This window comes from Streptomyces chartreusis NRRL 3882, assembly GCF_900236475.1.
GTDB classification, from domain to species: domain Bacteria; phylum Actinomycetota; class Actinomycetes; order Streptomycetales; family Streptomycetaceae; genus Streptomyces; species Streptomyces chartreusis_D.
In genome coordinates this window covers 6425470-6449554 of sequence record NZ_LT963352.1, presented here as the reverse complement: position 1 = coordinate 6449554, position 24085 = coordinate 6425470, and the positions used below count along the sequence as shown (strand labels likewise).

At 71.9% G+C, this 24085-nt stretch carries 23 protein-coding genes; 12 read left to right on the top strand and 11 right to left on the bottom strand.

What is annotated here, in order from left to right:
• Window positions 1-2: 2 nt before the first annotated feature.
• The gene (locus tag SCNRRL3882_RS29145; RefSeq protein WP_010036940.1) at window positions 3-647 is read right to left on the bottom strand and encodes a PhzF family phenazine biosynthesis protein; all 645 of its coding nucleotides are present in this window, start codon (window positions 645-647) and stop codon (window positions 3-5) included.
• Window positions 648-826: 179 nt separating this feature from the next.
• Between SCNRRL3882_RS29145 and efeO the strand changes: the two genes are divergently transcribed.
• From efeO to SCNRRL3882_RS29125, 4 genes are all read left to right on the top strand, one after another.
• Window positions 827-1975 carry an iron uptake system protein EfeO gene (gene efeO, locus SCNRRL3882_RS29140; protein ID WP_010036939.1) on the top strand — a complete coding sequence of 383 codons (1149 nt, stop codon included), beginning with the start codon at window positions 827-829 and terminating at the stop codon, window positions 1973-1975.
• A 12-nt stretch (window positions 1976-1987) separates the two neighbouring features.
• Window positions 1988-3226 (top strand): iron uptake transporter deferrochelatase/peroxidase subunit, encoded by a 1239-nt coding sequence (gene efeB, locus SCNRRL3882_RS29135; protein WP_010036938.1) that lies wholly within the window; start codon window positions 1988-1990, stop codon window positions 3224-3226.
• A 5-nt stretch (window positions 3227-3231) separates the two neighbouring features.
• On the top strand, window positions 3232-4077 hold the full coding sequence (gene efeU / locus SCNRRL3882_RS29130; protein WP_010036935.1) for an iron uptake transporter permease EfeU: 846 nt from the start codon (window positions 3232-3234) through the stop codon (window positions 4075-4077).
• Between the two features lie 95 nt (window positions 4078-4172).
• Window positions 4173-5174 carry a hypothetical protein gene (locus SCNRRL3882_RS29125; protein ID WP_078602778.1) on the top strand — a complete coding sequence of 334 codons (1002 nt, stop codon included), beginning with the start codon at window positions 4173-4175 and terminating at the stop codon, window positions 5172-5174.
• A 43-nt stretch (window positions 5175-5217) separates the two neighbouring features.
• Here the strand turns inward: SCNRRL3882_RS29125 and SCNRRL3882_RS29120 are convergent, their stop codons facing one another.
• A complete protein-coding gene (locus SCNRRL3882_RS29120) occupies window positions 5218-5952 on the bottom strand; it encodes a bifunctional DNA primase/polymerase (protein WP_010036926.1) in 735 nt (244 codons plus the stop codon).
• Window positions 5953-6162: 210 nt separating this feature from the next.
• Between SCNRRL3882_RS29120 and SCNRRL3882_RS29115 the strand changes: the two genes are divergently transcribed.
• A complete protein-coding gene (locus SCNRRL3882_RS29115; protein ID WP_040902849.1) occupies window positions 6163-7083 on the top strand; it encodes a glycerophosphodiester phosphodiesterase in 921 nt (306 codons plus the stop codon).
• On the opposite strand, the gene SCNRRL3882_RS29110 is transcribed toward SCNRRL3882_RS29115, so the two are convergent.
• Window positions 7062-7703 (bottom strand): TetR/AcrR family transcriptional regulator, encoded by a 642-nt coding sequence (locus tag SCNRRL3882_RS29110; RefSeq protein ID WP_010036921.1) that lies wholly within the window; start codon window positions 7701-7703, stop codon window positions 7062-7064. The genes SCNRRL3882_RS29115 and SCNRRL3882_RS29110 overlap by 22 nt on opposite strands.
• Window positions 7704-7810: 107 nt before the next feature.
• Between SCNRRL3882_RS29110 and SCNRRL3882_RS29105 the strand changes: the two genes are divergently transcribed.
• Both SCNRRL3882_RS29105 and SCNRRL3882_RS29100 read left to right on the top strand, forming a co-directional pair.
• Window positions 7811-8020, top strand: coding sequence for a DUF6243 family protein (locus SCNRRL3882_RS29105; RefSeq protein WP_010036919.1), 210 nt, complete (start codon window positions 7811-7813; stop codon window positions 8018-8020).
• A 126-nt stretch (window positions 8021-8146) separates the two neighbouring features.
• Window positions 8147-9496 carry a S28 family serine protease gene (locus SCNRRL3882_RS29100; RefSeq protein ID WP_010036917.1) on the top strand — a complete coding sequence of 450 codons (1350 nt, stop codon included), beginning with the start codon at window positions 8147-8149 and terminating at the stop codon, window positions 9494-9496.
• A gap of 10 nt (window positions 9497-9506) precedes the next feature.
• On the opposite strand, the gene SCNRRL3882_RS29095 is transcribed toward SCNRRL3882_RS29100, so the two are convergent.
• Window positions 9507-10493, bottom strand: coding sequence for a small ribosomal subunit Rsm22 family protein (locus SCNRRL3882_RS29095; protein ID WP_010036915.1), 987 nt, complete (start codon window positions 10491-10493; stop codon window positions 9507-9509).
• A 92-nt stretch (window positions 10494-10585) separates the two neighbouring features.
• Window positions 10586-13237, bottom strand: coding sequence for an RICIN domain-containing protein (locus SCNRRL3882_RS29090; protein WP_010036912.1), 2652 nt, complete (start codon window positions 13235-13237; stop codon window positions 10586-10588).
• Between the two features lie 307 nt (window positions 13238-13544).
• On the opposite strand from SCNRRL3882_RS29090, the gene SCNRRL3882_RS29085 reads away from it, so the two are divergent.
• On the top strand, window positions 13545-13898 hold the full coding sequence (locus SCNRRL3882_RS29085) for a cupin domain-containing protein (protein WP_010036910.1): 354 nt from the start codon (window positions 13545-13547) through the stop codon (window positions 13896-13898).
• A gap of 38 nt (window positions 13899-13936) precedes the next feature.
• On the opposite strand, the gene SCNRRL3882_RS29080 is transcribed toward SCNRRL3882_RS29085, so the two are convergent.
• Window positions 13937-15052: a serine hydrolase domain-containing protein gene (locus SCNRRL3882_RS29080; protein ID WP_050810203.1), complete on the bottom strand. Its 1116-nt coding sequence runs from the start codon at window positions 15050-15052 to the stop codon at window positions 13937-13939.
• 11 nt (window positions 15053-15063) lie between these two features.
• Complete coding sequence (locus tag SCNRRL3882_RS29075) at window positions 15064-16419, bottom strand: multidrug effflux MFS transporter (protein ID WP_010036906.1); 1356 nt, start codon at window positions 16417-16419, stop codon at window positions 15064-15066.
• An 86-nt stretch (window positions 16420-16505) separates the two neighbouring features.
• Here SCNRRL3882_RS29075 and SCNRRL3882_RS29070 point away from each other — a divergent pair, with 86 nt between their 5' ends.
• A complete protein-coding gene (locus SCNRRL3882_RS29070; RefSeq protein WP_010036904.1) occupies window positions 16506-17540 on the top strand; it encodes a Gfo/Idh/MocA family protein in 1035 nt (344 codons plus the stop codon).
• Here the strand turns inward: SCNRRL3882_RS29070 and SCNRRL3882_RS29065 are convergent.
• Window positions 17527-19167, bottom strand: a complete 1641-nt coding sequence (locus SCNRRL3882_RS29065; protein ID WP_010036902.1) for an alkaline phosphatase D family protein — start codon at window positions 19165-19167, stop codon at window positions 17527-17529. The two genes, SCNRRL3882_RS29070 and SCNRRL3882_RS29065, sit on opposite strands and share 14 nt — an antisense overlap.
• 134 nt (window positions 19168-19301) lie before the next feature.
• Between SCNRRL3882_RS29065 and SCNRRL3882_RS29060 the strand changes: the two genes are divergently transcribed.
• Complete coding sequence (locus SCNRRL3882_RS29060; RefSeq protein ID WP_029180966.1) at window positions 19302-20060, top strand: SDR family oxidoreductase; 759 nt, start codon at window positions 19302-19304, stop codon at window positions 20058-20060.
• Between the two features lie 280 nt (window positions 20061-20340).
• Here SCNRRL3882_RS29060 and SCNRRL3882_RS29055 read toward each other — a convergent pair whose 3' ends face one another.
• The 3 genes from SCNRRL3882_RS29055 to SCNRRL3882_RS29045 form a co-directional block, all read right to left on the bottom strand.
• Complete coding sequence (locus SCNRRL3882_RS29055; protein ID WP_010036895.1) at window positions 20341-21483, bottom strand: D-alanyl-D-alanine carboxypeptidase family protein; 1143 nt, start codon at window positions 21481-21483, stop codon at window positions 20341-20343.
• A 74-nt stretch (window positions 21484-21557) separates the two neighbouring features.
• Window positions 21558-22544: an aldo/keto reductase gene (locus SCNRRL3882_RS29050; protein WP_010036893.1), complete on the bottom strand. Its 987-nt coding sequence runs from the start codon at window positions 22542-22544 to the stop codon at window positions 21558-21560.
• A 60-nt stretch (window positions 22545-22604) separates the two neighbouring features.
• Complete coding sequence (locus SCNRRL3882_RS29045) at window positions 22605-22931, bottom strand: hypothetical protein (protein WP_010036891.1); 327 nt, start codon at window positions 22929-22931, stop codon at window positions 22605-22607.
• Window positions 22932-23080: 149 nt separating this feature from the next.
• On the opposite strand from SCNRRL3882_RS29045, the gene SCNRRL3882_RS29040 reads away from it, so the two are divergent.
• Together SCNRRL3882_RS29040 and SCNRRL3882_RS29035 are read left to right on the top strand one after the other, a co-directional pair.
• Window positions 23081-23638 (top strand): DoxX family membrane protein, encoded by a 558-nt coding sequence (locus SCNRRL3882_RS29040; protein ID WP_010036887.1) that lies wholly within the window; start codon window positions 23081-23083, stop codon window positions 23636-23638.
• 47 nt (window positions 23639-23685) lie between these two features.
• A complete protein-coding gene (locus SCNRRL3882_RS29035) occupies window positions 23686-24030 on the top strand; it encodes a MazG-like family protein (protein ID WP_010036885.1) in 345 nt (114 codons plus the stop codon).
• Window positions 24031-24085: the final 55 nt, after the last annotated feature.

The window sequence follows — 24085 nt, the reverse complement described above, 5'->3', positions numbered from 1 at the left end:
GGTCAGCGTTCGAGGTGCACCCGGCCGCCGACCTCGGTCCAGCCGCCCGGCTGGGGTGCGGTCAGGATCTGGGAGCCCGCTCCCTGGGTGATGTTGAGGGCCCGGCCGAGCCGGTCGGTGAGCAGCAGGGCCGCCGCCCCGGTCGCCTCGTCCTCGTCGATCCCGTCGCCGCGTCCGGGGAAGGCCCGGGCCCGCACCCGTCCGGCGGGCTCGTCCTCCCACGCCCAGGCGTAGACCCACTCCCCCGGCGGCGGCACGGCCAGGTCGTCGACCTCGGCCGCGCTTCCGTACTGCCGCAGGGTGCGCTGCGGCACCCACTCCGCCCGCGCCTCGATCCAGCAGAACTCCCCGTCCTGCCGGGCCCCGACCACCCCGGCGGGCGTGACCAGTTCGGGCACGTCGAGCAGCCAGGCCGTCCCGACACACGGGTGCCCGGCGAAGGGCAGGCGCAGGGTGGGCGTGTAGATGTCGATCACCCCGCGCTCGGGGTCGTCGACGAACACGGTCTCACTGAACCCGAGTTTCGCGGCGAACGCCTGCCGCTCACTCCGCTCGGGCATCACCGAACCCTCACGCACGACACCGAGTTCGTTGCCGTATCCACCGTTCGGCCCGCAGAAGACGCGGAGCACGTCGTAGTCAGTCACGGGGGCATTCAAACACCGCCCGGGCGACCAGGTCGTCCCGGGCGGCCGGCGCTCCCGATCATCCCGAAGCGCGACCTTTGACCTTCCCTTGACCACTTCATGAGAGCGATTTTGAGTCATTTAAGTAATCCTTATCTGGCTTAGGTGAGCCTCACCTTCCCCGTCCTTCTGGAGCTTTCATGCGACCCGCCAGCCCCGTATCCGTCGTGATCGCCGCCGCGGCGGTTCTGACCGCAGTCACCGGCTGTACGGAGAAGAGCAACGCCGAGGACGGCGACCGCGTGGTCCATGTGACGGCCACGGACGACAAGTGCGAGGTGTCGAAGAAGGAGTTCCCCGCCGGGCACGTCGAACTGGCCGTCGAGAACAAGGGTTCCAAGGTCACCGAGGTCTACGTGCTCTTCCCTGACGACCGCGTGGTCACCGAGCGGGAGAACATAGGCCCCGGCACCAGGCAGCGGGTCACCGCCGAGGTGAAGGCCGGCGACTACCAGATCGCCTGCAAGCCCGGCATGAAGGGCAAGGGCATCCGTCAGGCCGTCAAGGCCACCGGCGGCAAGGCGGTCAAGCGCGACCCGCGCCTGGACGAGGCCGTGGCGGCCTACCGCGCCTACACCCAGGAGCAGGCCGACGAGACCCTGCCCAAGGCCGAAACCTTCGCCCGGGCCGTCAAGGACGGCGACCTGGAAGCCGCGCAGAAGGCGTACGCGCCGTCCCGCATCGGCTGGGAGCGCACCGAGCCGGTCGCCGAGTCCTTCGGCGACATCGACCCGAAGGTCGACGTCCGCGAGGACGGCCTGGAGGACGGCCAGGACCCCGCCACCGACTGGACCGGCTGGCACCGCCTGGAGAAGGCCCTCTGGCAGGACAAGAAGATCGGCGACCGGGAGAAGGAGCTCGCCGACCGGCTCATCACCGACCTGAAGGACTGGCAGGAGCGGGTCGGCAAGGCCGACATCACCCCGACCTCGATGGCCAACGGTGCCAAGGAACTCCTCGACGAGGTCGCGACCGGCAAGGTCACCGGCGAGGAGGAGCGCTACTCGCACACCGACCTGGTCGACTTCAAGGCCAACGTCGAGGGCGCGCAGAAGTCGTACGAGCTGCTGAAGCCGGTCGCGCAGGAGAACGACAAGGCCCTCACCACGGAACTGGACAAGCAGTTCGCCACCCTGAACACGCTGCTCGACAAGTACCGCCCGGACACGACGTCGTACGACTTCACCTCCTACGACAAGGTCGGCAAGGCCGACCGCAAGGAGCTCTCGGACGCGGTCAACGCGCTGGCGGAGCCCCTGTCGAAGCTCGCTGCCGCAGTCGCGAAGTAGGGGACCGCGCCCATGACGGACAACGACACGCCATCTCCCTCCCGGCGCTCCCTGCTCGGCTGGGGCGGCGCGGGCCTGGCCCTCGGCGCCGCCGCGGCGGGCGGAGCGGTGGCGATGGCCCGCACCGACGACGACCCCGCACCGGACACGGGAACCGCGATCGCCTTCCACGGCCCGCACCAGGCGGGCATCGCCACGCCCGTCCAGGACCGGCTGCACTTCGCCGCGTTCGACGTGACGACCGACGACCGGGCGGAGTTCGTCCAGCTGCTGAAGGAGTGGACGGAAGCCGCCCGCCGCATGACGGCCGGGCAGCCGGTGGGCGAGGGCGGCTTCGGCGGCCTCCCCGAGGCACCCCCGGACGACACCGGCGAGGCCCTGGACCTCAAGCCCTCCCGCCTGACCCTCACGATCGGCTTCGGTCCGAGCCTGTTCGGGAAGTTCGGCCTGGCGGAGCAACGGCCGGCCGCCCTGGTGGACCTGCCCAAGTTCGCGGGTGACAACCTGGACAAGAACCGCAGCGGAGGCGACCTGTGCGTCCAGGCCTGCGCGGACGACCCACAGGTCGCCGTGCACGCCATCCGCAACCTGGCCCGCATCGGCTTCGGCAAGGTCGTCATCCGCTGGTCGCAGCTCGGCTTCGGCAAGACGTCGTCGACGACACCCGAGGCACAGACCCCGCGCAACCTGATGGGTTTCAAGGACGGCACCCGCAACATAGCGGGCACGGAGACGGACCGGCTGAAGAAGTTCGTGTGGGTGGACGGGAAGGACGGCCCGTCCTGGATGACGAACGGCTCCTACCTCGTCGCCCGCCGCATCCGCATGCACATCGAGACCTGGGACCGCACCTCGCTCCAGGAGCAGGAGGACATCTTCGGCCGTGACAAGGGCGAGGGCGCCCCGGTCGGCAAGGCGAAGGAGCGTGACGAGCCGTTCCTGAAGGCCATGAAGCCCGACGCGCACGTCCGGCTCGCGCACCCCGACGCCAACCACGGGGCGACGATCCTGCGCCGCGGCTACTCCTTCACCGACGGCACGGACGGACTGGGCCGCCTCGACGCGGGCCTGTTCTTCCTCGCCTACCAGCGGGACGTCCGCAAGGGCTTCATCCCGATCCAGCGCAACCTGGCCACGGACGCGCTCAACGAGTACATCCAGCACGTGGGTTCGGCGCTCTTCGCCATCCCGCCGGGCGTCCGCGACAAGGACGACTGGTGGGGCCGGACGCTGTTCTCCAAGGAGGCCTGAGCCTGTTGTTCTCCAACTACCTGATCGGTCTGCGCGAGGGCCTGGAGGCGAGCCTCGTCGTCTGCATCCTCATCGCCTACCTGGTGAAGACGGACCGCCGGGACGCGCTGCGGCCGATCTGGATCGGCATCGGCATCGCGGTCGCCCTCGCGTTCGGCTTCGGCTGTGCGCTCGAATTCGGCTCGCAGGAGCTGACGTTCGAGGCGCAGGAGGCGCTCGGCGGGTCCCTGTCGATCCTCGCGGTCGGTCTGGTGACGTGGATGGTGTTCTGGATGCGGCGCACCGCCCGGCACCTGAAGTCCGAACTGCACGGCAAGCTGGACGCGGCCCTCGCCATGGGCACGGGCGCGCTGGTCGCCACGGCGTTCCTGGCCGTGGGCCGGGAGGGCCTTGAGACGGCCCTGTTCGTCTGGGCCTCGGTCCACGCGGCGAGCGACGGCAGCCCGCGTCCCCTTCTCGGTGTCGCCCTGGGCCTGTTGACCGCGGTCCTCCTGGGCTGGCTCTTCTACCGGGGCGCCCTGCGCATCGATCTCGCCCGGTTCTTCACCTGGACCGGCGGCATGCTCGTCGTCGTGGCCGCGGGCGTACTGGCGTACGGCTTCCACGACTTGCAGGAGGCCCGCTTCCTGCCGGGCGAGCGGAAACTGGCCTTCGACATCTCCGGCACGATTCCGCCGGACAGTTGGTACGGCACGTTGCTCAAGGGCGTGTTCAACTTCCAGCCGGATCCGACGGTGCTCCAGGTCGTGGTGTGGCTGCTGTACCTGGTCCCGACCCTGACCCTGTTCCTGGCACCGACGGGCCTTGGACGCGGCCGGACGGCGCCGGCGCCGGTGCGCGACAGGGCCTGACGCCGCCGGGATTCCTCTCGCACACCCACCCCCGTCCGGCCGCCGGCGGCACCCGGTAGGGTTCGCCTCCGGAAAGGGGAAGGTGAAGGAACCCGATGAGCAGGGATCGCGACCCTCGAACGCTCCGCAGGTCCGCCCGGAGCGCCCTCATAGCAGCCTCGGTGACCGCTTTGTCGTTGACGGCGAGCGGATGCGTCGTGGTGCACGGCGAACGGGAGATCCTCCCGTCCACGACCCGAGCCGAAGCCGCCAAGGCCCTCCAGGAGTTCACGACCGCGTACAACGAGGCCGACAAGGCCTACGACGCCTCCCTGGACGCCGACCACACCACCGGCGCCCTGGCCGACATCGACTCGGCACGCCTGAAGGCCGGCCGGACGAACAGCCCGGACGGCAACCCGAACCACACGCCCCTGAAGCTGACGGACGCGAAGTACACGATCCCCAAGAAGGCCGGCTGGCCCCGCTGGTTCCTCGTCGACGCGGCCGGCAACAAGGGTGGCACCGCCCGCTGGCTGCTCGTGTTCACCCGCAGCAGCCTGGACGACCCCTTCCAGGTCGCGTATCTCACCCTCGTCGCACCGGGCAAGGTCCCGCGGTTCAAGAAGGACGCGGACGGCTGGGCCGAGTCGGTCCCCGTGAACTCGACCGGCCTGTCCGTCGCCCCCGGCGACCTGAGCCAGGACTACACGACCTACCTCAAGAACGGCGGCGAGACCTTCGCCGACGGCTCCCACACCAGCCAGTGGCGCGCCCTGCGCGAGAAGAACGCCAAGAAGCCGGGCCTGGTCACCCAGTACATCGACGAACCGCTGACGAACGGCGACTACCAGCCCCTCGCCCTGCGCACGGCGGACGGCGGCGCACTGGTGTTCTTCACCACCCGGCACTACGAGAAGCAGACGGCCTACGCGGGCACGTCGTTCCCCATCCCCGGCAAGGACGTCCTCGCGCTGACGAAGGGTGAGGTCAAGCAGTCCCTCCTGATGGAGTTCGTCTCCAACGAGGTGGCGCTGGACCCGCCGAAGGGCAGCGGCAGCGAGCAGGTGACGATCCTCGGCCGGATCCAGGGCATGACGTCGGCCGAAGGCTCGTAGGAGCAGGGCGGGGCAGGGTCGGAAAGGACAGGGCAGGACCGGCTCAGTGCCGCAGCGGCCAGGCCTGCCCGGCGTGGTCGGCTTCCTCGCCGGCGTACCGGGCGCAGGCCTCGGTCAGGGTCTCCAGCAGGCTCAGCGGATCCGGCAATGGATGCTCGGGCCCGCGCACCCAGTGCACCGTCTGGTCCTCACCGGGCAGCCGCGCCGGCGGTACGAGGACGTAGGAGCCACGGCAGTGCCACCGCAGCCCGGGGTGCTCGTCCATCGTCTCGGGGTGGCAGTCCAGTTCGCACGGCCACCACTCGTCCTCCTCCTCGGGCGTCCCGCGGGTGAGGGTGAAGAACAGCATGCGGCCGTCGTCGCTCTCGGCGACGGGCCCGACCTCGACACCGTCGCCGAGCAGCCGCTCCAACGCACTGCGACCGGCATCCAGGGGCACGTCGAGGACGTCGTGCACCATGCCGGTCGCGGTGATGAAGTTGGCCTGCGGCTGATGGCGGGCCCAGCGTTCGATCTGGGCGCGGTCGGTGGTCGACTGCGTCTGCCAGGCGAAGGACACCGGGTGCCGGGCCGGGGTGGGACAGCCGACGCGGTCGCAGGAGCAGCGGTAGCCGGCCGGGTGGGCGGCGGGCGCGAGCGGCAGTCCGGCTCCGGCGGCGGCGAGCAGCAGGGCCTCACGGCCGCCGTCACCGGCGGTCTCCTTCGGCCGGCGCCCGGCGCGCAGCCACTGGGTGAGTTTGCCCTGTAGGCCGGTCCTGCCGCCGTACTCCGCGCTCATCTATCCCCTCGCCTCGCTGTCGTGCGGAACAGCATGCCTCATGGTCCCATCTTCCCGCGCGCCGGGGGGCCAGTGCCCACATCCGGGGCAGGAGGGCCGAGACATGTACCGGTGGGGCGAGGCATATGCCGGTGGGGCGAGAGGTACTCCGCACCGTGATCGGGTGTCATTGCCCGCTTTGCCGTGACATGGCGTCCTACCGTGGTCGCCATGGTCACAAGGATCGCGCTGACGGGCCTCGCCTCCGCGGTTTCCGTGGTCTCGCTGACCCTCACGGGACCGGTCGGCGCCGCCCCGGCCCTGCCGTCGGGCCTGCGCCCGCTGGAGGGACGCACCCGCCCGCTGGAGTGGGGCACCGGCCCCCTGACGGTGGCGGCGCTCCCCCGGGTCACGTACGTGGCCCACCGCGGCGGCGCCCGCGAGGTCCCCGAGAACAGCATGACGGGGCTGGTGGCCGCCTATGAGCGCGGTACGTCGCAGGTGCTGGACTTCGACACGCGGCTGCTGCGCGACGGGACGCCCGTGGTGTTCCACGACGAGACCCTGAACCGCACCACCTACCTGGGCGGCGAGGTGCGCGGCCTCGACGCCCGGGAGTGGCAGGGCGTCCGGCTGCGCCCGAAGGACGCGCTGCCCGGCAGCTGGCGCTCGGAACGGCCGCCGACGGTCGAGGAGGTACTGGATCGTTTCGGCGGGCGGATCGTGCTGATGCTGGAGGCGAAGGATCCGCGGAGTCTCGGCCGGCTGGCCGGGATGATCCGGGCCCGCGGCCTGACCCGCTCGGTGTTCGTGAACTCCAACGACCCGGAGGTGGCCCGCCGCGTCCACCGCCTCGGCCTGCTCACGCAGTTGTGGCGCTCGGCGCGGCAACTGCGCACGGACCGCCCGGAGCGCTGGCGGTCGTACGTGGACCTGCTGGACGTGGACCACCGTGCGCGTGACGCGGATCTCGTGCGGGCGGTGAAGTCGGGGATCCGGCGGGTGTGGGCGCACACGGTGGTGACGGACGCGCAGCGGGACCGGGTGCTGGCGCTGGGCTGCGACGGGGTGATCACGGACGCGCCGGGGCGCCTCGCGCGGGCCGCCCGGCGCGGCACTCGGCAGGGCACTCAGCGCGGTGCGAGGCCGTGAAGGGCGTAGTCGACGAGGGTGTCGGTGTACTCGTAGGAGATCGGGCCCGTGTGCTGGAGCCAGCGCTGGGCGAGCGGGGAGATGAAGAACTCCAGGGCGATGCGCGGGTCGATGTCGGCCCGGACCTGCCCTGCCTCCTGCGCGGCGCGCAGCCGGCCGATGTAGAGGTCGAGTGAGGGCTGCATGAGCTTGGCCACGAACTCGCGGCCGAGCTGCTCGTTCACCACCCCCTCGGCGGCCAGCGCGCGGGACGGCGCCTCGAACCTCGGGTCGCGCAACTGGTCGACGGTGGCGCGCAGGACGCCCTTGACGTCGGCGGCGAGGTCGCCGGTGTCGGGGAAGGCGTACGGCACCGGTCCCGCCTCCCGCAGGGACTGCTCGCCCAGATCGAGGAACGCCTCCATCAGCACGTCCGCCTTCGACGACCACCAGCGGTAGATCGTCTGCTTCCCCACGCCGGCGCGGGCGGCGATGCCCTCGATGGTGGTCTTCGGATAGCCGACCTCCACGACGAGCGCGAGGGCGGCGTCGTAGATGGCGCGACGGGACTTCTCGCTGCGCCGGGAGGCGTCGGGGGCGGACTTGCCGGGGGCGGACCGGGCGGACTTCGGTGCGGACATGGGTCGAATTTACCAGGTTGACAAGACGGAGCGTCTCGCGGACAGTGGAGCGACATGAACGAGACGAACCGTCTCGTTGCGAGCACGAACCGGAGAAGGAGCCCCACATGACCCGAGGCGGAGCCGGAAACCTGCTGGGCGTCGGCGGATCGCGGCGGAAGCTCGGCCGCGAGGCGCTGCGCGGCGGCGGCCGGGGCGGCCGGATCGGCGGCGGCCTCGATCCGCAGGCCCACAAGCGCGAGCTGCTGCGCAAACTCCAGGAGCAACGGCAGCAGCAGGAACGACAGGAGGACGGTACGACCGACGAGTCGTCGTGAGCCTCCCCCGCCCGGGGGAGACCGTCCCCTCGCGCGCGGGATCCTCCCGGGACGTCCGGCGGATGTACTGAAGCGGTCGCGACACCGCGACAGTGACCGACAGACGGACACCCGGGAGGAACCACGATGCGCGTCTGGACGAGACGACGGCTGCTCGCCTCGGCGGTATCCGCCGCCTCCGCTGCCGGCCTCGCCGCGACGGCGGCCGTACCGGCACGGGCGGCGGGCGCTCCCCGGGCCGGGTCCGGGGAGCACGACGTGGCGGACGCCCTGCGGGCCCTGCCCGGACTGCGTCTGATCGAAGAGCGGCAGGACGCCGAACCCGGGTACCGGCACTTCGTCCTGGGCCTGCGCCAGCCGGTCGACCACACGAACCCCGCGGCCGGCACCTTCGAGCAGCGCCTCACCCTGCTGCACACCGCCGCCGACCGGCCCATGGTGCTCACCACCACGGGCTACCACGCGGTCCTCACGCCCTGGCGGAGCGAACCGACGATCCTGCTCGGCGCCAACCAACTCCAGGCGGAACACCGCTACTTCGGCGCCTCGCTCCCCGCCGGGCCCGGCTACGCCCACCTCACGATCCGCCAGGCCGCCGACGACCACCACCGCGTCGTCCGCCTCTTGCGCCGGCTCTACCCCGGCGCGTGGCTCTCCACCGGCAGCAGCAAGGGCGGCATGGCGAGCGTCTACCACCGCCGCTTCCACCCCCACGACGTGGACGGCACGGTGGTCTACTCGGCCCCGAACAACGTCGACGACCGCGACGACTCCGCCTACCTCCGCTTCCTGGAGACGGTCGGCACCGCTCCCGACCGTGAGGCCGTCAAGGCCGCCCAGCGGCAGATGCTGCTGCGCCGGGCCGAGATGGTCGCCCGCTACGAGGCCTGGGCGACCGCCCGGGGCGACACCTTCCGCATCATCGGCAGCGCCGACCAGGCGTTCGAGATCGCCGTGCTGCGTCTGCTGTTCATGTTCTGGCAGCGCGCAACGCCGACCGACGTGACCTCGATCCCCGGCCCGGGGGCGACGACCGACGAGCTGTACGCGTGGCTGGACGCATGGGCGGGGCTGTCCCTGTACGCCGACACCGCGGCGCGGCGGTACGTCCCGTACTGGTACCAGATCGGCACGCAACTGGGGTACGGCGATGTCCCCACCGCCCACGTGGCGGACCTGCTGCGCCACCCCGGCGGCATCGCGGCGCGCAACTTCGTCCCCCGGGACATCCCCATGGTCTTCGACACGACGGCCATGCCCGACATCGACCGCTGGGTGCGCCGTCGCGGCAGCCGGCTGCTGTTCGTCAACGGCGCCCAGGACCCCTCTGTCGCCGAGCACTTCCGACCTGCGGGTGCCGACTCACGCATCCTGTGGGTGCCGGGCGGCAATCACAGCGTCGACATCGCGAACCTGTCCCCCGCCGACCGGGCCTGGGCGGAGGAGGCGTTGTCCCGCTGGGCCGGTCAGGACTGACCGGCTCCGATCAGGGCGCCGGGGGCCAGGCGTCGCCCCAGTCCGCGTCCCGTGCCGCCTTGTAGAGGTCGCCGTGGCGCTTGGTGACGGTGGCACGGCGCAGGGACGGTTCGGTCTCGCACAGGTCGAGGAGGACCTGGCCCTTGCGGATCTGCGGGCGCCGGACGACACGGGAGGGTGCCGGGGCGACGGGGAAGCGGGCGGCGGCGACGTAAGCGAACTTCTCGTCCTCGTAGGCGAGGGAGCCGCCCTTGACCTGGCGGTGCAGGGAGGAACGGCTGACCCGGGCGGAGAAGTGGCACCAGTCCGTGCCCGGGGCGATGGGGCAGGCGGCGCTGTGCGGGCAGGGCGCGGCGACGTGGAAACCGGCCTCGACCAGCCGGTCGCGGGCCTCGATGACGCGGGCGTAGCCGTCGGGGGTGCCGGGCTCGACGATCACGACGGCCTGTGCGGCGGACGCGGCGGCGTCGACGAGGGCGGTGCGGTCGGGGGCGGTCAGCTCGTTGAGGACGTAGGAGACGGTGACGAGATCAGTGCTCTCCAGGGTGAGCGCCGCTCCGATCCGAGAGCGCTGCCACCGTACGTCCCGCAGGGCCGGGTCGGCCGCGGCGATCTCCCGGCCCAGGGCGAGCGCGGGCTCGGCCCAGTCGAGCACGGTGACGGGCCGCTCCCCGCCCCAGGTCGCGCTCACGGCCCAGGCCGCGGCACCCGTACCGCCGCCGACGTCGGTGTGCGATCCGGGCACCCACCCGGGCGCGGCCTCGGCGAACGCCTCCAGAGCCGACCGCACCGCCTCGAAGGTCGCGGGCATCCGGTAGGCGGCGTAGGCGGCGACGTCGGCCCGGTCGCGCAGGATGGGAGCGTCGGTCGGGGTGGCCCCGCGGTAGCTGGCGATGAGCCGCTCGACCGCCTGCGAGGCCTGCCGGGGCGGCAGCCCGTCGAGCAGACCGGCGAGGGCGGCACGGAGGGTTTCGGCCGGGGGTGCGGGGGCGTTCACCCGGCGATTCTACGAGGGCCCCGCGCCCGGTGACTCACCCGTCCGGACGGGTCGGACGTCCGGACGGGTCGGGCGTCAGGACGGGTCGGGCGTCAGGACGGGTCGCCGTACTGCAGGCCGCGTCCGTTGGTGCCGACATAGACGCGGCCGTAGCTGTCCGGGTCGCCGGTGATGACACCGACGCCGCCGATGGCGCCCCACTGGTGGGCGTCGTCGTTGACGCGGAGCCAGGTGGCGCCCTTGTCGGTGGAGCGGAAGACTCCGGTGACGTTCTTGACGGTGCCGATCAGGTACAGGGCCTGGTAGCCGGTGCCCGGCTTGGCCTTGCCGAAGCCGAGGGCGGAGGCGGACTGCACCGACCTGAGCGTGGTGAAGGTCCGGCCGCCGTCGGTGGAGTGCAGCAGTCCCTTGCCACTGCCGGCGATCCACAGGTCCCCGGCGATGCCGGGGACGGCCGTGAGCCGGCCGTCGGGCAGGTTGCCGGCGCGGGCGGTGAAGGTCGCGCCGCCGTCGGTGCTGGCGTAGAGCGTGCCGCCGGACAGGGAGTAGAAGGTCCTGGCCGAGGAGCGGTCGGCGACGACCACGGCGTCGTTGCCCAGGCCGCCGACCCGCGACCAGCTCGCCCCCTTGTCGGTCGAGCGGTACGGGGCCTGACCGGCCTGCGTCCAGACGATGGTGGAGCCGTCCGCCGCGAGCGCGACACGGCCGTCCTGGGCGCTGGCCACCGGCTCTGCCTCGAAGCCGTTCCAGCTGCGGCCGCCGTCGGTGGAGTAGGCGCCGTCCTGCGCGCCGCCCCGGCCGACGCGGACCATCATCGAGGGCTTGGACTGGGCGAAGTCGATGTCGGTGCTGTTGGTCATCATCGGGTTCTTCAGCCGCCCGGAGGGCACCTTGGTCAGGTCGTCGTGCCGGAAGCCGCCCTGGTCGCCCATGGCGGTGATGACCGCGGCGCCGCCGGGCGGGGCGATCGCGTCCAACAGCGCGGTCTCCTCCAGCCCTCGGGCGCCCATGCTCCAGTGGCTGGTACCGCCGCTGTCGGAGGCGCCCGCGTCCTTGCTGCGCAGGATGCCGTTGCCGGTGCCGTACAGCACGTGCCCGGAGTCGAAGGGGTCGATGGCCAGGGCGGTCATCCAGTGCCCGGTATGGGTGCCGACGTAAGGAGCGGCGGAGGCGTTGCGCACCGACTTGTCGGCCAGTGCCTTCCAGGTCGTGCCGCCGTCGGTGCTGCGGTAGATCTCGTCCTGGGGCCACCAGCGGCCGAGGGTGGTGACCATCACCGTGGAGGGCTTGCGGGGGTCGACGGCCAGACCGGAGAACCCGTAGTCGCCCCTGGACGGGGAGATGTTCTTCCACGTCCCGCGGGCCGGCGTGTACTTCCACACCGAGCCCCCCGTCACGCCGTTGGGTCCGAGGGCGTTGGTGTACGTCAGGTAGAGCGAGCCGTCACCGGAGAGGACGCCGTGCTGCGGCATCTCGCCGGTGGGCTGCCCGGAGACGGCCTGCCAGGTGCTGCCGCCGTCGGTGGAGCGGTAGAGGGAGGTGGACTTGTCGTTGACGCCGACGTAGATCGTCTTGCTCCCGGCCGGGCCGTACGTCACGAAGGAGACGCCCCCGCCGCTGCTCGCCCCGTTCTTGACGGGGAACGAGGAGACCTGCCTCCATGTCACGCCGTGGTCGGTGCTGCGCCACAGGCCGTTCTTGCGGGTGCCCAGCAGCAGGGTGCCGGGGTCCGCGGGGTCGATCGCGAGCCGTTCGCCCGCCCCGCGGCCGTCCTCGTTGCCGCCCACCTTGAACGGCAGATCGGTGCGCTTGAAGGTGCGGCCCCGGTCCGTGGAGCGCAGGATCGCGCCGTTGCCCGCCCACTCGTTGGTGTAGGTGCCCGCCATGAGGTAGAGCCGCTTGGGGTCGACCGGGTCGGTGGCCACCGAGTCGATGCCCAGCAGGTTCCAGTCCTTCTCGCCGATCCAGTCGGTCAGCGGGATCCACTGCTCGGCCCCGGTGTCCCAGCGGTAGGCGCCGCCCATGTCGGTGCGCGCGTACAGCAGGCCCTTCTCCCGCGGGTTGAACACCAGCCCGGTGACGTAACCGCCGCCCACCACCTGGGCGTTCTTCCACACATACGGTCCGGCCGCGGCCGTGGGCCGCGCAGTGCCCGCCCCGGCCGTGCGGGGCTCGGCCGTCTTGACCAGCTTCCACTGCTGGTTGGTGCCGCCCCGGTCGGGATACTGGACGACTGCCGCCCCCTCGGCCGTGGAGCCTGAGGAGACATCCAGGACCTGGCCGCTCCTGCGGGAGGTGAAGGTGACGGCGCCGGAACCGCTCACCTCGTTGATCCGCCATTCCTGGGAAGGGGAGGAGCTGTCGGTCTGCTGCTCGGCGGCGGCGCCCTGGGCGGTCGAGTTGCCCGCTATGCCCAGCACTTTGCCGCTGTTGCGGTTCACCAGCTCGTAGTAGCCGTCCCCGGCGGGTTTCAGCCTCCACTGCTGGTTGGCGGTGCTCTGGTCGGTCCACTGCTGGATACGGGTGCCGTCGGCGGTGGAGAAGGCGTTGACGTCCATCACCTTGCCGCTGCGCACGGAAACCAGCCGGTAGTAGGCATCGCCGTCGACCGTCGCGGCCTGCGAGTCCTCCTGTGCGTACAGGAGATACGGCACGAGGACGGCGGGCACGCCGAGCAGCAGACCGGTGGCGGTCCAGCGGCGGCGGTGACGCCCGCGGCGTCCGCCGTTCGTGGGGTTGTTCATGGGGAGGCGTTCTCCTTGCGAGCCGTTCACGAGCGAAGGCGGATTCCGGCACCGGAACTGGCCGGATCCACTCCCTTGTGGTCACAGCCCCCGCAAAAGGTTGCCCTGCGCCAGGACGCCCGAGTTTCAGCACTCCCCGGGCCGACCGGAGCCGTGGGTGCCGCCTTCCAGCCCCTCGCTTGACACAACGTCCGAACATCGCGCCCGCAACGGACAGCTCACGCGTGGGCTCCGTGCGGGGCGTCGGAGATAGTCGACGGTGTCCGCTCCCGATGTGCGTCGTTCCCGACACCAGCAGAGGAAAAGCATGTCGCTCCTGAAGACCATCGACACCGATCCCTCGTTCGCCCCCCGCGAGTCCGGCCCGCTGCCGGAACGCCTGATCTCCGGCGACCCGACGTTCAAGACCTGGGCACAGGACACCGCCCGTGGGGAAACGATCAATACGGGTGTCTGGGAAGCCACGCCCGGCGAGACGCGCTCGATCAAGGGCGAGATCTTCGAGTTCTGCCACATCCTTTCCGGCGTCGTCGAAATCACGCCGGAAGGTGGCGAGCCGGTGGTCTACAAGGCAGGCGACAGCTTTGTCATGAAGCCTGGCTTCGTCGGTGTCTGGAAGACCATCGAAACCGTGCGCAAGATCTACCTGACCGTGTCGTGACGCCGATGCCGCCGGCGCCTCGCGCAGGCGGCAGCGGGTCACATCCCCCGAACCGCCCGGGCCACCCGCGACCCCGCCGCCGCCCTCGGGGCGCTGTCCGGGCGGCGGCGACGGGGATGGACCGCGTTCGTGAGGAGGATGAGGAACGTGTCCGTCGCCCGGTCCAGGACGAGGGACGTGCCCGTGAAGCCCGTGTGGCCCGCCGCGCCGCGCCCCGCCAGATCGCCCATGAACCACGGCTGGTCGAGCAAGAAGCCCAGGCCGGGTGGCGTGAAGAGGAGGTCGACGAAGTCGGGGCCGAGGATGCGGGCGGGGCCGTAGGAGCCGCCGGCGAGGAGGGTGCGGCAGAACACCGCGAGGTCGCGGCCGGTGGAGAACAGGCCCGCGTGGCCCGCCACGCCGCCCAGCGCCCAGGCGTTCTCGTCGTGCACGTCGCCCCGCAGCATCCCCCGGTCCGCCTTGGCCCACGGCCGCCGCTGGTCCTCCGTCGCCGCCGCCCCGGGGCACGGCCCGAACTCCGTCGCCGTCATGCCCAGCGGCCGCGTGATGCCGTCGCGGAAGAGCACGTCGAGCGTGCGGCCGGTGATGCGTTCCAGGAGGTGCTGGAGGAGCAGCATGTTCAGGTCGGAGTAGCGGTACGTGCCCGGTGCCCCGACCGGCGCCTCCGTCCGCAGCGCGGCCAGCCGCCCGGCGTCGTCGGCGCAGTCGTACAGCGGGAGTTCGGGCCGCAGCCCGGAGGTGTGGGTGAGCAGCTGCCGTACGGTGATGTGGTGCCGGGCGGCCGCCGTGAAGTCGGGCAGATATGCCCCGACCTTCGCGTCGATGCCGAGCGTGCCGCGCTCGATCTGCTGCACGGCGGCCACGGCTGTGAACAACTTGGTCAGGGACGCGAGGTCGAAGGGGGTGCCGACGGTCATCGGGACCCGGTCCTCGGCGGGCAGTTCCACGCCGGTGTCGGTGTCCTCGTCGTAGGCCGAGTAGCGTACGGCCCAGCCCGCCGCCTCCTCGACCGCGATCACGGGGCCGCGTCCGACGACGAGGACCGCGCCCGGCGCCCAGGGGCGCTGCCCGGTGGTGAGGACGTGGACCTCCCGGACCAGGTGGCGCAGTTCCCCGGGGTCGAGACCGGCCCGTTCCGGCGTGCCGTCGCGCAGTCGTGGTGCGCTCAGCTCCCTGCTCCCTCCACGCTCGCGCCCCTGCCGTCCGTGATTCCGTCCGTCTTCGCGTCCGTGTGCCCGTCCGTCTTCGCGTCCGTCTTCCAGGGTCGGCACATTCCCACGAAACAGGCCAGTGCCACCAGGGCGGCGGCCAGTTGGACGACGGCCATCGGGACGGCCGTGTCCTCCCCGGCGACGCCGACGAGCGGGGAGGCGACCGCGCCGATGAGGAACGACGAGGTGCCGAGCAGGGCGGACGCTGAGCCGGCGGCGTGCTTGGTGCGCATCAGGGCGAGGGCCTGGGTGTTGGGCAGGGTGATGCCCATCGCGGACATCAGGACGAACAGCGCGACGGCGACGGGCGCGAGACCGACCTCGCCGAACACGCCCAGGGACATCAGCAGCAGCGCGGTCGCGGCGGTGATGACGATGGTCAGGCCGATCCCCAGGACGCGGTCCAGGCTGACCCGGCCGACGAGGACCTTGCCGTTGATCTGGCCGACGAGGACCAGCCCGACGGAGTTGACGCCGAACAGCAGGCTGAACGTCTGCGGGGATGCGCCGTAGATCTCCTGGATGACGAACGGGGACGCCGAGATGTAGGCGAACAGCGCGGCGAAGGCGAAGCCGCCGGTGAGGGTGTAGCCGGCGAAGGAGCGGTCGGCGAGCAGGCCGCGCATCGCGCGCAGGGCCTCGCCGACGCCGCCGCTGTGGCGCTGAGCGGGCGGCAGGGTCTCGGGCAGCCTCGTCCAGACCAGGGCCCCGATCAGGATGCCGATGACCGTGAGGACGACGAACACGCCCCGCCAGTCCGTCACGCGCAGCACCTGCCCGCCGATGAGCGGCGCCACGATCGGGGCGACCCCGGAGATCAGCATGAGGGTGGAGAAGAAGCGGGCCATGGCCATGCCGTCGTAGAGGTCGCGGACGACGGCCCGGGCGATGACGATCGCGGCGGCGCCCGCGAGGCCCTGCGCCAGCCGGAAGGTGACGAGGAGTTCGACGGTGGGCGCGAGGGCGCACAGGACGGTGGCCACGACGAAGACGCCGAGTCCGGCGAGCAGTGGGCGGCGGCGTCCCCAGCGGTCGCTCATCGGACCGACGACGAGCTGGCCGAGCGCCATGCCGGCCAGGCAGGCGGTGAGGGTGAGCTGGACGGTCGCGGCGGGGGCGTGCAGGGAGCGGGTGACCTCCGGCAGCGACGGGAGGTACATGTCCATCGCCAGCGGAGGTACGGCGGTCAGGCTGCCGAGGAGGAAGGTGACCAGGAGCCCGGTGCGGCGGTGCGGTGTGAGGTCGGGCCGCTCCGTCCCGGCTGCGGCCCCCTGCGCGGTGTTCGATATGGACGCCCCACCCTCGGGCATGAGTCCCTCCCTTTTCGAGTCGATCGCCACCTATGCTCTCAGCTCGTACGGACTGCTCGGGGTCACGAGGTGGAGGCGGGGCGGGAATGACGGCGGACACGGTGCGGTGGGGGATCCTGGCGACCGGGGGGATCGCGGGCGCGTTCACGGCGGACCTGATCGACCTGCCGGACGCGGAGGTCGTGGCGGTGGCGTCCCGGTCGGAGGCGTCCGCGCGGACGTTCGCGGAGCGGTTCGGGATCCCCCGGGCGTACGGCGACTGGGACGCGCTGGCCCGGGACGAGGACATCGATGTCGTCTACGTCGCCACCCCGCACACGGCGCACCGGACCGCCGCCGGTCTGTGTCTGGCGGCCGGGCGGAACGTGCTGTGCGAGAAGCCGTTCACGCTGAACGTGCGCGAGGCGGCGGAACTCGTCGCGCTGGCGCGGGAGCACGGGCGCTTCCTGATGGAGGCGATGTGGATGTACTGCAATCCGCTGGTGCGGCGGCTGAAGTCGCTGGTCGACGACGGGGCGATCGGTGAAGTGCGCAGCGTCCAGGCCGACTTCGGGCTGGCCGGTCCGTTCCCGCCCTCGCACCGGCTGCGGAACCCGGAGCTGGGCGGGGGCGCGCTGCTCGATCTCGGCGTGTATCCGGTGTCGTTCGCGCAGCTGCTGCTCGGGGAGCCGTCGGACGTCGCGGCGAGGGCGGTGCTCTCCGAGGAGGGCGTCGATCTCCAGACGGGGGCAGTGCTCTCCTGGGAGAGCGGCGCTCTCGGCTCGGTGCACTGCTCCATCGTGGGCGGCACGGCGACCTCCGCCTCGGTCACCGGCTCCCAGGGCCGTATCGACATCCCGCACGGCTTCTTCTTCCCGGACCGCTTCGTGCTGCACCGGGACGGCCGCGACCCCGAGGAGTTCACGGCCGACCCGGCGGACGGGCCCCGCAACAGCCTCCGTCACGAGGCGGCCGAGGTGATGCGCGCCCTGCGCGCCGGTGAGACGGAGTCCCCGCTCGTCCCGCTCGACGGCACGCTCGCCGTGATGCGGACGCTCGACGCCATCCGGGACCGCGTCGGCGTCCGCTACCCGGGCGAGACCCCGGACGAGGACCTCACGGCCGAGCTCACGCCGGCTTGAGCCCCTGCTCCCCCACCTCCGTCACGAAGGACGCGGCCGTCGCGACCGGCGCCCCCTGCCTGGTCACGTACGGCACGGTCTTGAAGTCGGCCCGCGCCGACTCCTGCCCCAGGGCGACCGTGACGTAGCCGCGCCGCCCGTTGAAGAACTTCAGGTGCGGGTTGGCGGACATGTAGGTGTCCCAGGTGGCGGGCTTGTCGGCGCCGTCCCTGCCGCTGGAGACGGAGGTCGCCACGATCTCGGTGCCCAGGGTGGCCGAGGACTGGTCGTCGAAGTCGTCCTTGATGTCGAAGGCGTACGCCGAGTGCACGTCGCCGCTGAGCACCATCAGGTTCTCCACGCCGGCGGCCTTCGCCCCGTCGAGGACGCGCCGGCGTGAGGCGCTGTAGCCGTCCCAGGCGTCCATCGACACCCGCGAGGGGGTGGTCGCGTCCATGTGCCGCCGGGCGAACATGACCTGCTGCGGTACGACGTTCCACAAGGCGCGCGAGGAGCGCCAGCCGTCGAGCAGCCACCGCTCCTGCGTCGCCCCGGTCATGGTGCGTGCCGGGTCGTCGGACTCGGGCCCGGGGACGTGTGCCCGGTCGCCGTAGGCCTGGTCGGAGCGGTACTGGCGGGTGTCCAGGACGTCGAACTGGGCGAGCCGGCCCCAGTGCAGGCGGCGGTAGAGCCGCATGTCCGGTCCGGCCGGGCGCTGCGGCCGGCGCAGCGGCTGGTTCTCCCAGTAGGCGCGGTAGGCGGAGGCGCGGCGCAGCAGGAACTCCTCCGGCGGGACGCTGTTCTCGGGGATGTCGTCGGCGTAGTTGTTCTCGGTCTCGTGGTCGTCCCAGGTGACGACGAAGGGGTGCGCGGCGTGTGCGGCGCTCAGGTCGGGGTCGGACTTGTAGAGGGCGTACCGCAGTCGGTAGTCCTCCAGGGTCAGCGTCTCGCGGTCGAAGAGGTCGGGCAGTGTGCGGTCGGTGTGGTTGCGCTGGCCGCCGACGGAGTTGACGGCGTACTCGTAGAGGTAGTCGCCGAGGTGGAAGACGAGGTCGACGTCGTCGGCGGCGAGATGGGCGTACGGCGTGTAGTAGCCGTCGTGGTAGGCCTGGCAGGAGACGGCGGCGAGGGTGAGTTCCCGGACGCGGCTGCCGGGGTCCGGGGCTGAGCGGGTGCGGCCGGCCGGGCTGACCCAGCGGCCCACGCGGAAGCGGTAGTAGTAGACGCGGCCGGCGTCGAGGTGGGTCACCTCGACGTGGACGGCGTGGTGGAACTCGGGGTGCGCGGTGGCGGTGCCGCGCCGGGCGATGCGGCGGAACCGCTCGTCGTGGGCCAGCTCCCAGTGGACGGTGACGCGCTCGGCGGGCAGTCCGCTGTCGGCCTGGAACGGGGCGGGCGCGAGGCGGGTCCACAGGATGACCGAACCCGGCAGGGGGTCGCCGGAGGCGACGCCCAGCGTGAACGGGTTCTCGGTGATCCGCGCGGCGTCGAGTTCGGCGGCGGCCGCGACTCCGGCGGAGGGCAGGTTGGTCGCGAAGGCGAGCGCGGCGGCGGCGCCGGTCGCGGTGAGGAAGCGGCGGCGGGCGATGTGCCGGGCGGCCGCGCGGAGTTCGGGGGCGTGCTGGGACGGGTGTGCTGCGGGTGTCATCCGGTCCTCCCCTGACGAATGGCTGCAGGGGGCATTGGAGTGGCCGGGGACGACACCTGATTGACACGTACACAGCACTCGCGTGACGGACGGATGAGTTCCGCACGGCGGGGCCTCCCGTACGCTGCGGGCCCATGGATGCGAAGCGAACTGGTATCGCGGTGGTGACCGGGGCGGGCTCCGGTATCGGCCGCGCGGTGGCCGTGGAACTGCTCCGGGCCGGCTGGTCGGTGGCGCTGGCGGGGCGGCGCGTCGAGACCTTGGAGGAGACGGCGGCCCTGGTGCCCGAGGGCGCCGCGCTCGCCGTACGGACGGACGTCTCACGGCCCGAGGACGTGACCGCCCTGTTCACCGCCACCGTCGAGCGCTTCGGGCGGGTGGACCTGCTGTTCAACAACGCGGGCACCTTCGGGCCGGGCGGCGTACCGGTCGAGGAACTGTCCTACGACGCGTGGCGGCACGTGGTGGACACGAACCTCAACGGGGCGTTCCTGTGCGCGCAGGCGGCGTACCGGCGGATGAAGGAGCAGCAGCCGCAGGGCGGGCGGATCATCAACAACGGTTCGATCTCCGCGCACACGCCGCGTCCGCACTCGGTGGCCTACACCGCGACCAAGCACGCGCTGACCGGTCTGACCAAGTCGCTGTCGCTGGACGGGCGGCCGTACGGCATCGCCGTCGGGCAGATCGACATCGGCAACGCGGCGACGGACATGACGGCCCGTATGCAGACGGGAGCGCTGCAGGCGAACGGCTCGGTCGCCCCGGAACCGGTGATGGACGTCGCCGACGTGGCCCGCACGGTGCGGCACATGGCGGAGCTGCCGCTGGAGGCGAATGTGCAGTTCGCGACCGTACTGGCCACGGCGATGCCGTACGTCGGGCGCGGCTGACCCGGGGGCGGGCACTCGTCAACTCGTCAACTTGCACAAACGGAATAGGAACGTCCGCACCATTGCGGCCGGTCGGATGCTTATGCTCAAATCTCCTACACGAAAGCTTCACAGTTGGAGCAGACAGCTTCCGTCGGCCACCTTCAGGGGGGGGGAGGCGGCAGTCGTTCCACGGCACCGGGTGGGGGTGGACCCCGCGTGGGACCGCGGGGTGCGCACCGGTGCGCGTGGAACGACTGCCGCACACGTCAAGCGCCGGATGCCGTACGGCCGGTGGACGTCATTGGCGGTGCCGTCCCCTCGCGGACCCGCGCGTCCCGCGCCGGCGCAGCGCCCACGCCCCGCCCGCCAGCAGCGCGAGCGCGGTACCGGCGCCCTCCACCAGCCGCCCCGCCGAGGGTCCGCGCACGACGGTGCCGCCGACGGCGATCCCGCGCCTGGGCGCCGGCTCCGCTCCCTGCCCCGCGCTCACCGGCTCGACCAGCGTGCCCACCGCCCGTGCCGACGCACCGTGCGCGAAACCCCAGTCGAGCAGGGCGGCGGCCTCCTCGTAGACGGCGTCGGCTTTGTCGGCGGGGTGCATGACGGTGACGAGCAGGGTGCGCCCGGCACGCGTGGCGGCGCCGGTGAAGGTGTTGCCGGCATGGGTCGTGTAGCCGTTCTTCACACCGATCAGCCCCGGATACGCCCGCAGGCGCCATGCCCCGCTCAACAGCCGGTCGGTGTTCTGGATCTGGAACGTCTTCCCGCCCCCGGCCGGGAAGTCGGCCGTTCTCGTACGGCAGTAGGCGCGGAAGCCGGGGTCGCGCAGCCCGTGCCGGGCGAAGAGCGTCAGGTCGTACGCCGAGGACAGCTGCCCCGGGTGGTCGTAACCGTCCGGGCTGACCACGTGCGTGTCCAGGGCCTGGAGTTCCCGCGCCTTGGCCCGCATCTCGGCGACGGTCTTCGCCACACCGCCGTTCATGTGCGCGAGGACGTGCACGGCGTCGTTCCCCGAGCGCAGGAAGACGCCCTGCCAGAGCTGGCCGACGGTGTACGTCGTCCCGGGCTGGATGCCGACGAGACTGGAGCCCGCGGGGATGCCGGCGAGGTCGGCGGCGGTGACGGTGTGCCGGTCGCCGGGCGGGAACCGGTCGAGCACCGTGTCGGCGAACAGCATCTTCAGCGTGGACGCGGGTGGCAGCCGCCGGTGCGCCCGGTAGGCGGCCAGCACATCGCCGCTGTCGTGATCGGCGACCAGCCAGGACCGGGCGGTGAGCCTCCCGGGCAGTCCGGTGGTGCTGCCCACCTGCACCGCGTCGCTGCCGAGGCGGTCACCGCCGAGCACGGGCCCGGAGGCCCGGGCCGGTGCCGCGGCGGCCACCGGGGCGGCCACGGCCAGGGCGAGCACGGAACGTCTGGACAGCCGGGCGGAGTCACACATCCCGCGACGTTACGAAGCGGAACCGCCTGGGCGTGCACGGAACGTTCAAAGACTCGCCCAAGGTCCCGCAATGCTCACCGCCCGAGCAGCCGGTCGACCTCGGCCAGCTGCTCGCCGGTCAGTGCCCCCTTCTGCAGCGCTCCCGCGTTCTCCTCCGCCTGGGCGACCGAACGGAAGCCCGGGATGGGAATCGTGCGCGGGCTGCGTGCCCACAACCAGGCCAGGGCGCCCTGGCCGAGCGTGCGGCCCTCGCTGGTGAGGACGTCCCTGAGGGCGTCGACGCGGGCGAGCCACTCCGGGTCGGCGCCGGATCCGTCACCGAAACCCTGGAGCCAGGCCGGGGGCCTGCTGCGGATGTCACCGGCCTCCAGCGGCTGCCCGTCCCGGCGCTTCCCGGCGAGCAGCCCCATGGCGAGCGGGCTGCGGTTGATGCTCGCGAGGTCCGCCTCCTCGCACAGCCGGATCATCGCGGGCGCGTCCTGGAGAACGTTGAGGGTGTGCTGGACGGCGGCGCAGTGCGGCCCCTCGGCGAACACGGCGGCGCGGTCGGGGTCGTCGGTGCTCCACGCGTAGGCCCGTATCAGCCCCTCGTGGACCAGCTCCTCGCACGCGTCCCGGAGCAGGGCGGCCTGTTCGGTGTCCGCGTCGGAGATATGGAACTGGTAGAGATCGATGTAGTCGGTGCCGAGCCGGTCCAGGGACGCGGTCAGGGCGCGGCGCAGATGGGCCGGGGAGGCGTCGCTGCCGGTGAGGGTCCGGGTGTCCTCGTCGAACACGTTGCCCCACTTGGTGGCGACGACGACATCGGCCCGGCGCTTGCCGAGGGCCCGGCCGAGCACGCGTTCGCTGTGTCCGGCGCCGTAGGTGTCGGCGGTGTCGAAGAAGGTGACACCCAGGTCGAGGGCGCGCCGCACCGCCCGTACCGACTCCTCGTCGTCGACCTTGCCCCAGCCGAGCGGCTGCCCGTCGGGCCGCTGCCATTCGCCGCCGATCGCCCAGCAGCCGAAGCCGAGGGCGCTCACCTCGATGCCGCTGCGTCCGAGCGGCCGTGTGGTTTCCATGCCCGGGAGGCTAGGAGTTGGAGTGCACTCCAGCACAAGCCCCCGGCGAGGTCGGGTTTTTCAGGCCTGGCCGGTCTCGAAGCGGGAGATTTTGCCGTCGTCGTCCACGGTGAAGCTCCACCGGGTGCGCATCTCGCCCCAGGTGTCGTTGCTGTAGCGGGCGATGAGGGCGCGACCGCCGTTGGACTCGTTGTCGACCTCCAGGTGACCGTGGGAGGAGAAGATCTCCCGGTCGACCCAGTCGGCGAGGTCGCGGTCGGAGCCGTCGTCCGCCATGGTCGCGCCCGGCGCGAGGAGTGCCATGAAGGCCTCGCGGTCGTGGTTGTTCACGGCGGCCACGAAGGCGCGGACGGCCGGATCGCTGAGACGCGTGGTCTGAATCGTCATGCCAGTCAGCCTCGTACCGGCCGGCGGACCACGCCACCCGTGCCACCCGAACGGCGTCCCGGTCGGGTCCGCGGGGTGTCAGGAGTGCGACGGTGGAAACGCGACGGGGAGGGTTCTTGAGGTTCCTGCTGTCTGCTCCGGGAGACGACGTGAAGCGCTACGACCGACGTGATCTGGGCCTGCTGCTGCTCCGGCTGGGGACGGGCGGTGTACTGGCCGCGCACGGCACGCAGAAGCTGTTCGGCTGGTTCGGCGGAGGCGGCATCGAGGGCACCGGCCAGTTCATGGAGTCCGTCGGCTACGTCCCCGGCAAGGCGAGCGCGACCGCGGCGGGCCTCGCGGAGACCGGCGGCGGCACCCTGCTGGCCCTGGGCCTGGCCACACCGGCGGCCGGTGCCGCGGCGGCCGGAGCGATGGCGGGCGCGGCGGCGGTGCACACGCCGAACGGCTTCTTCAACCAGGGCGGCGGCTACGAGTACGCGGCGGCACTGGGCCTCACCGCCGCGGGCCTGGCCGTCACCGGCCCCGGGCGGCTCTCCCTGGACCACGTGCTCGGGCACGCCGTGAACCGGAGCTGGATGATCCCGGCGGCCTTCGCGGCGACGGCGGCGGGGACGACGCTGATCGTGGGGGCGCGCAACCGGCGGCTGCGGAAGGCGAAGGAAGGCGAGCAGGACCCGCTGTTCGAAGAGGAGTACATGGAGTAGCCGTCGGGGGCGCCTCGCTGTCAGACCCCCGTGGCAGGCTGCCGCCCATGAGTGATCACACGCCGCCCGTGCCCGACCTGTGGGCCACCATCGACACCCTGTCCGAGTGGCTCGACACCCACCGCCCGGTCGAGGGCCGCGAGGGCGTGCTGCTGCGCATCCTGAAACTGTCCGAGGAGGTCGGCGAGGTCTCCGAGGCGGTCATCGGCGCGACCGGCCAGAACCCGCGCAAGGGCGTGACGCACACTTGGGACGACGTGCAGGCGGAGCTGTGCGACGTCGTCATCACCGCGCTGATGGCGCTGCGGACGCTGACGCCTGAGGCGCGGGAGGTGTTCGGGCGGCATCTGGAGCGGGTGAGGGAGCGGTCGCTCTCCTCGGCACCGCGATGATCCGAACGCCCCCATGACCTGACCACGTCAGGTTACTCTGCGACGGAGACGCCGA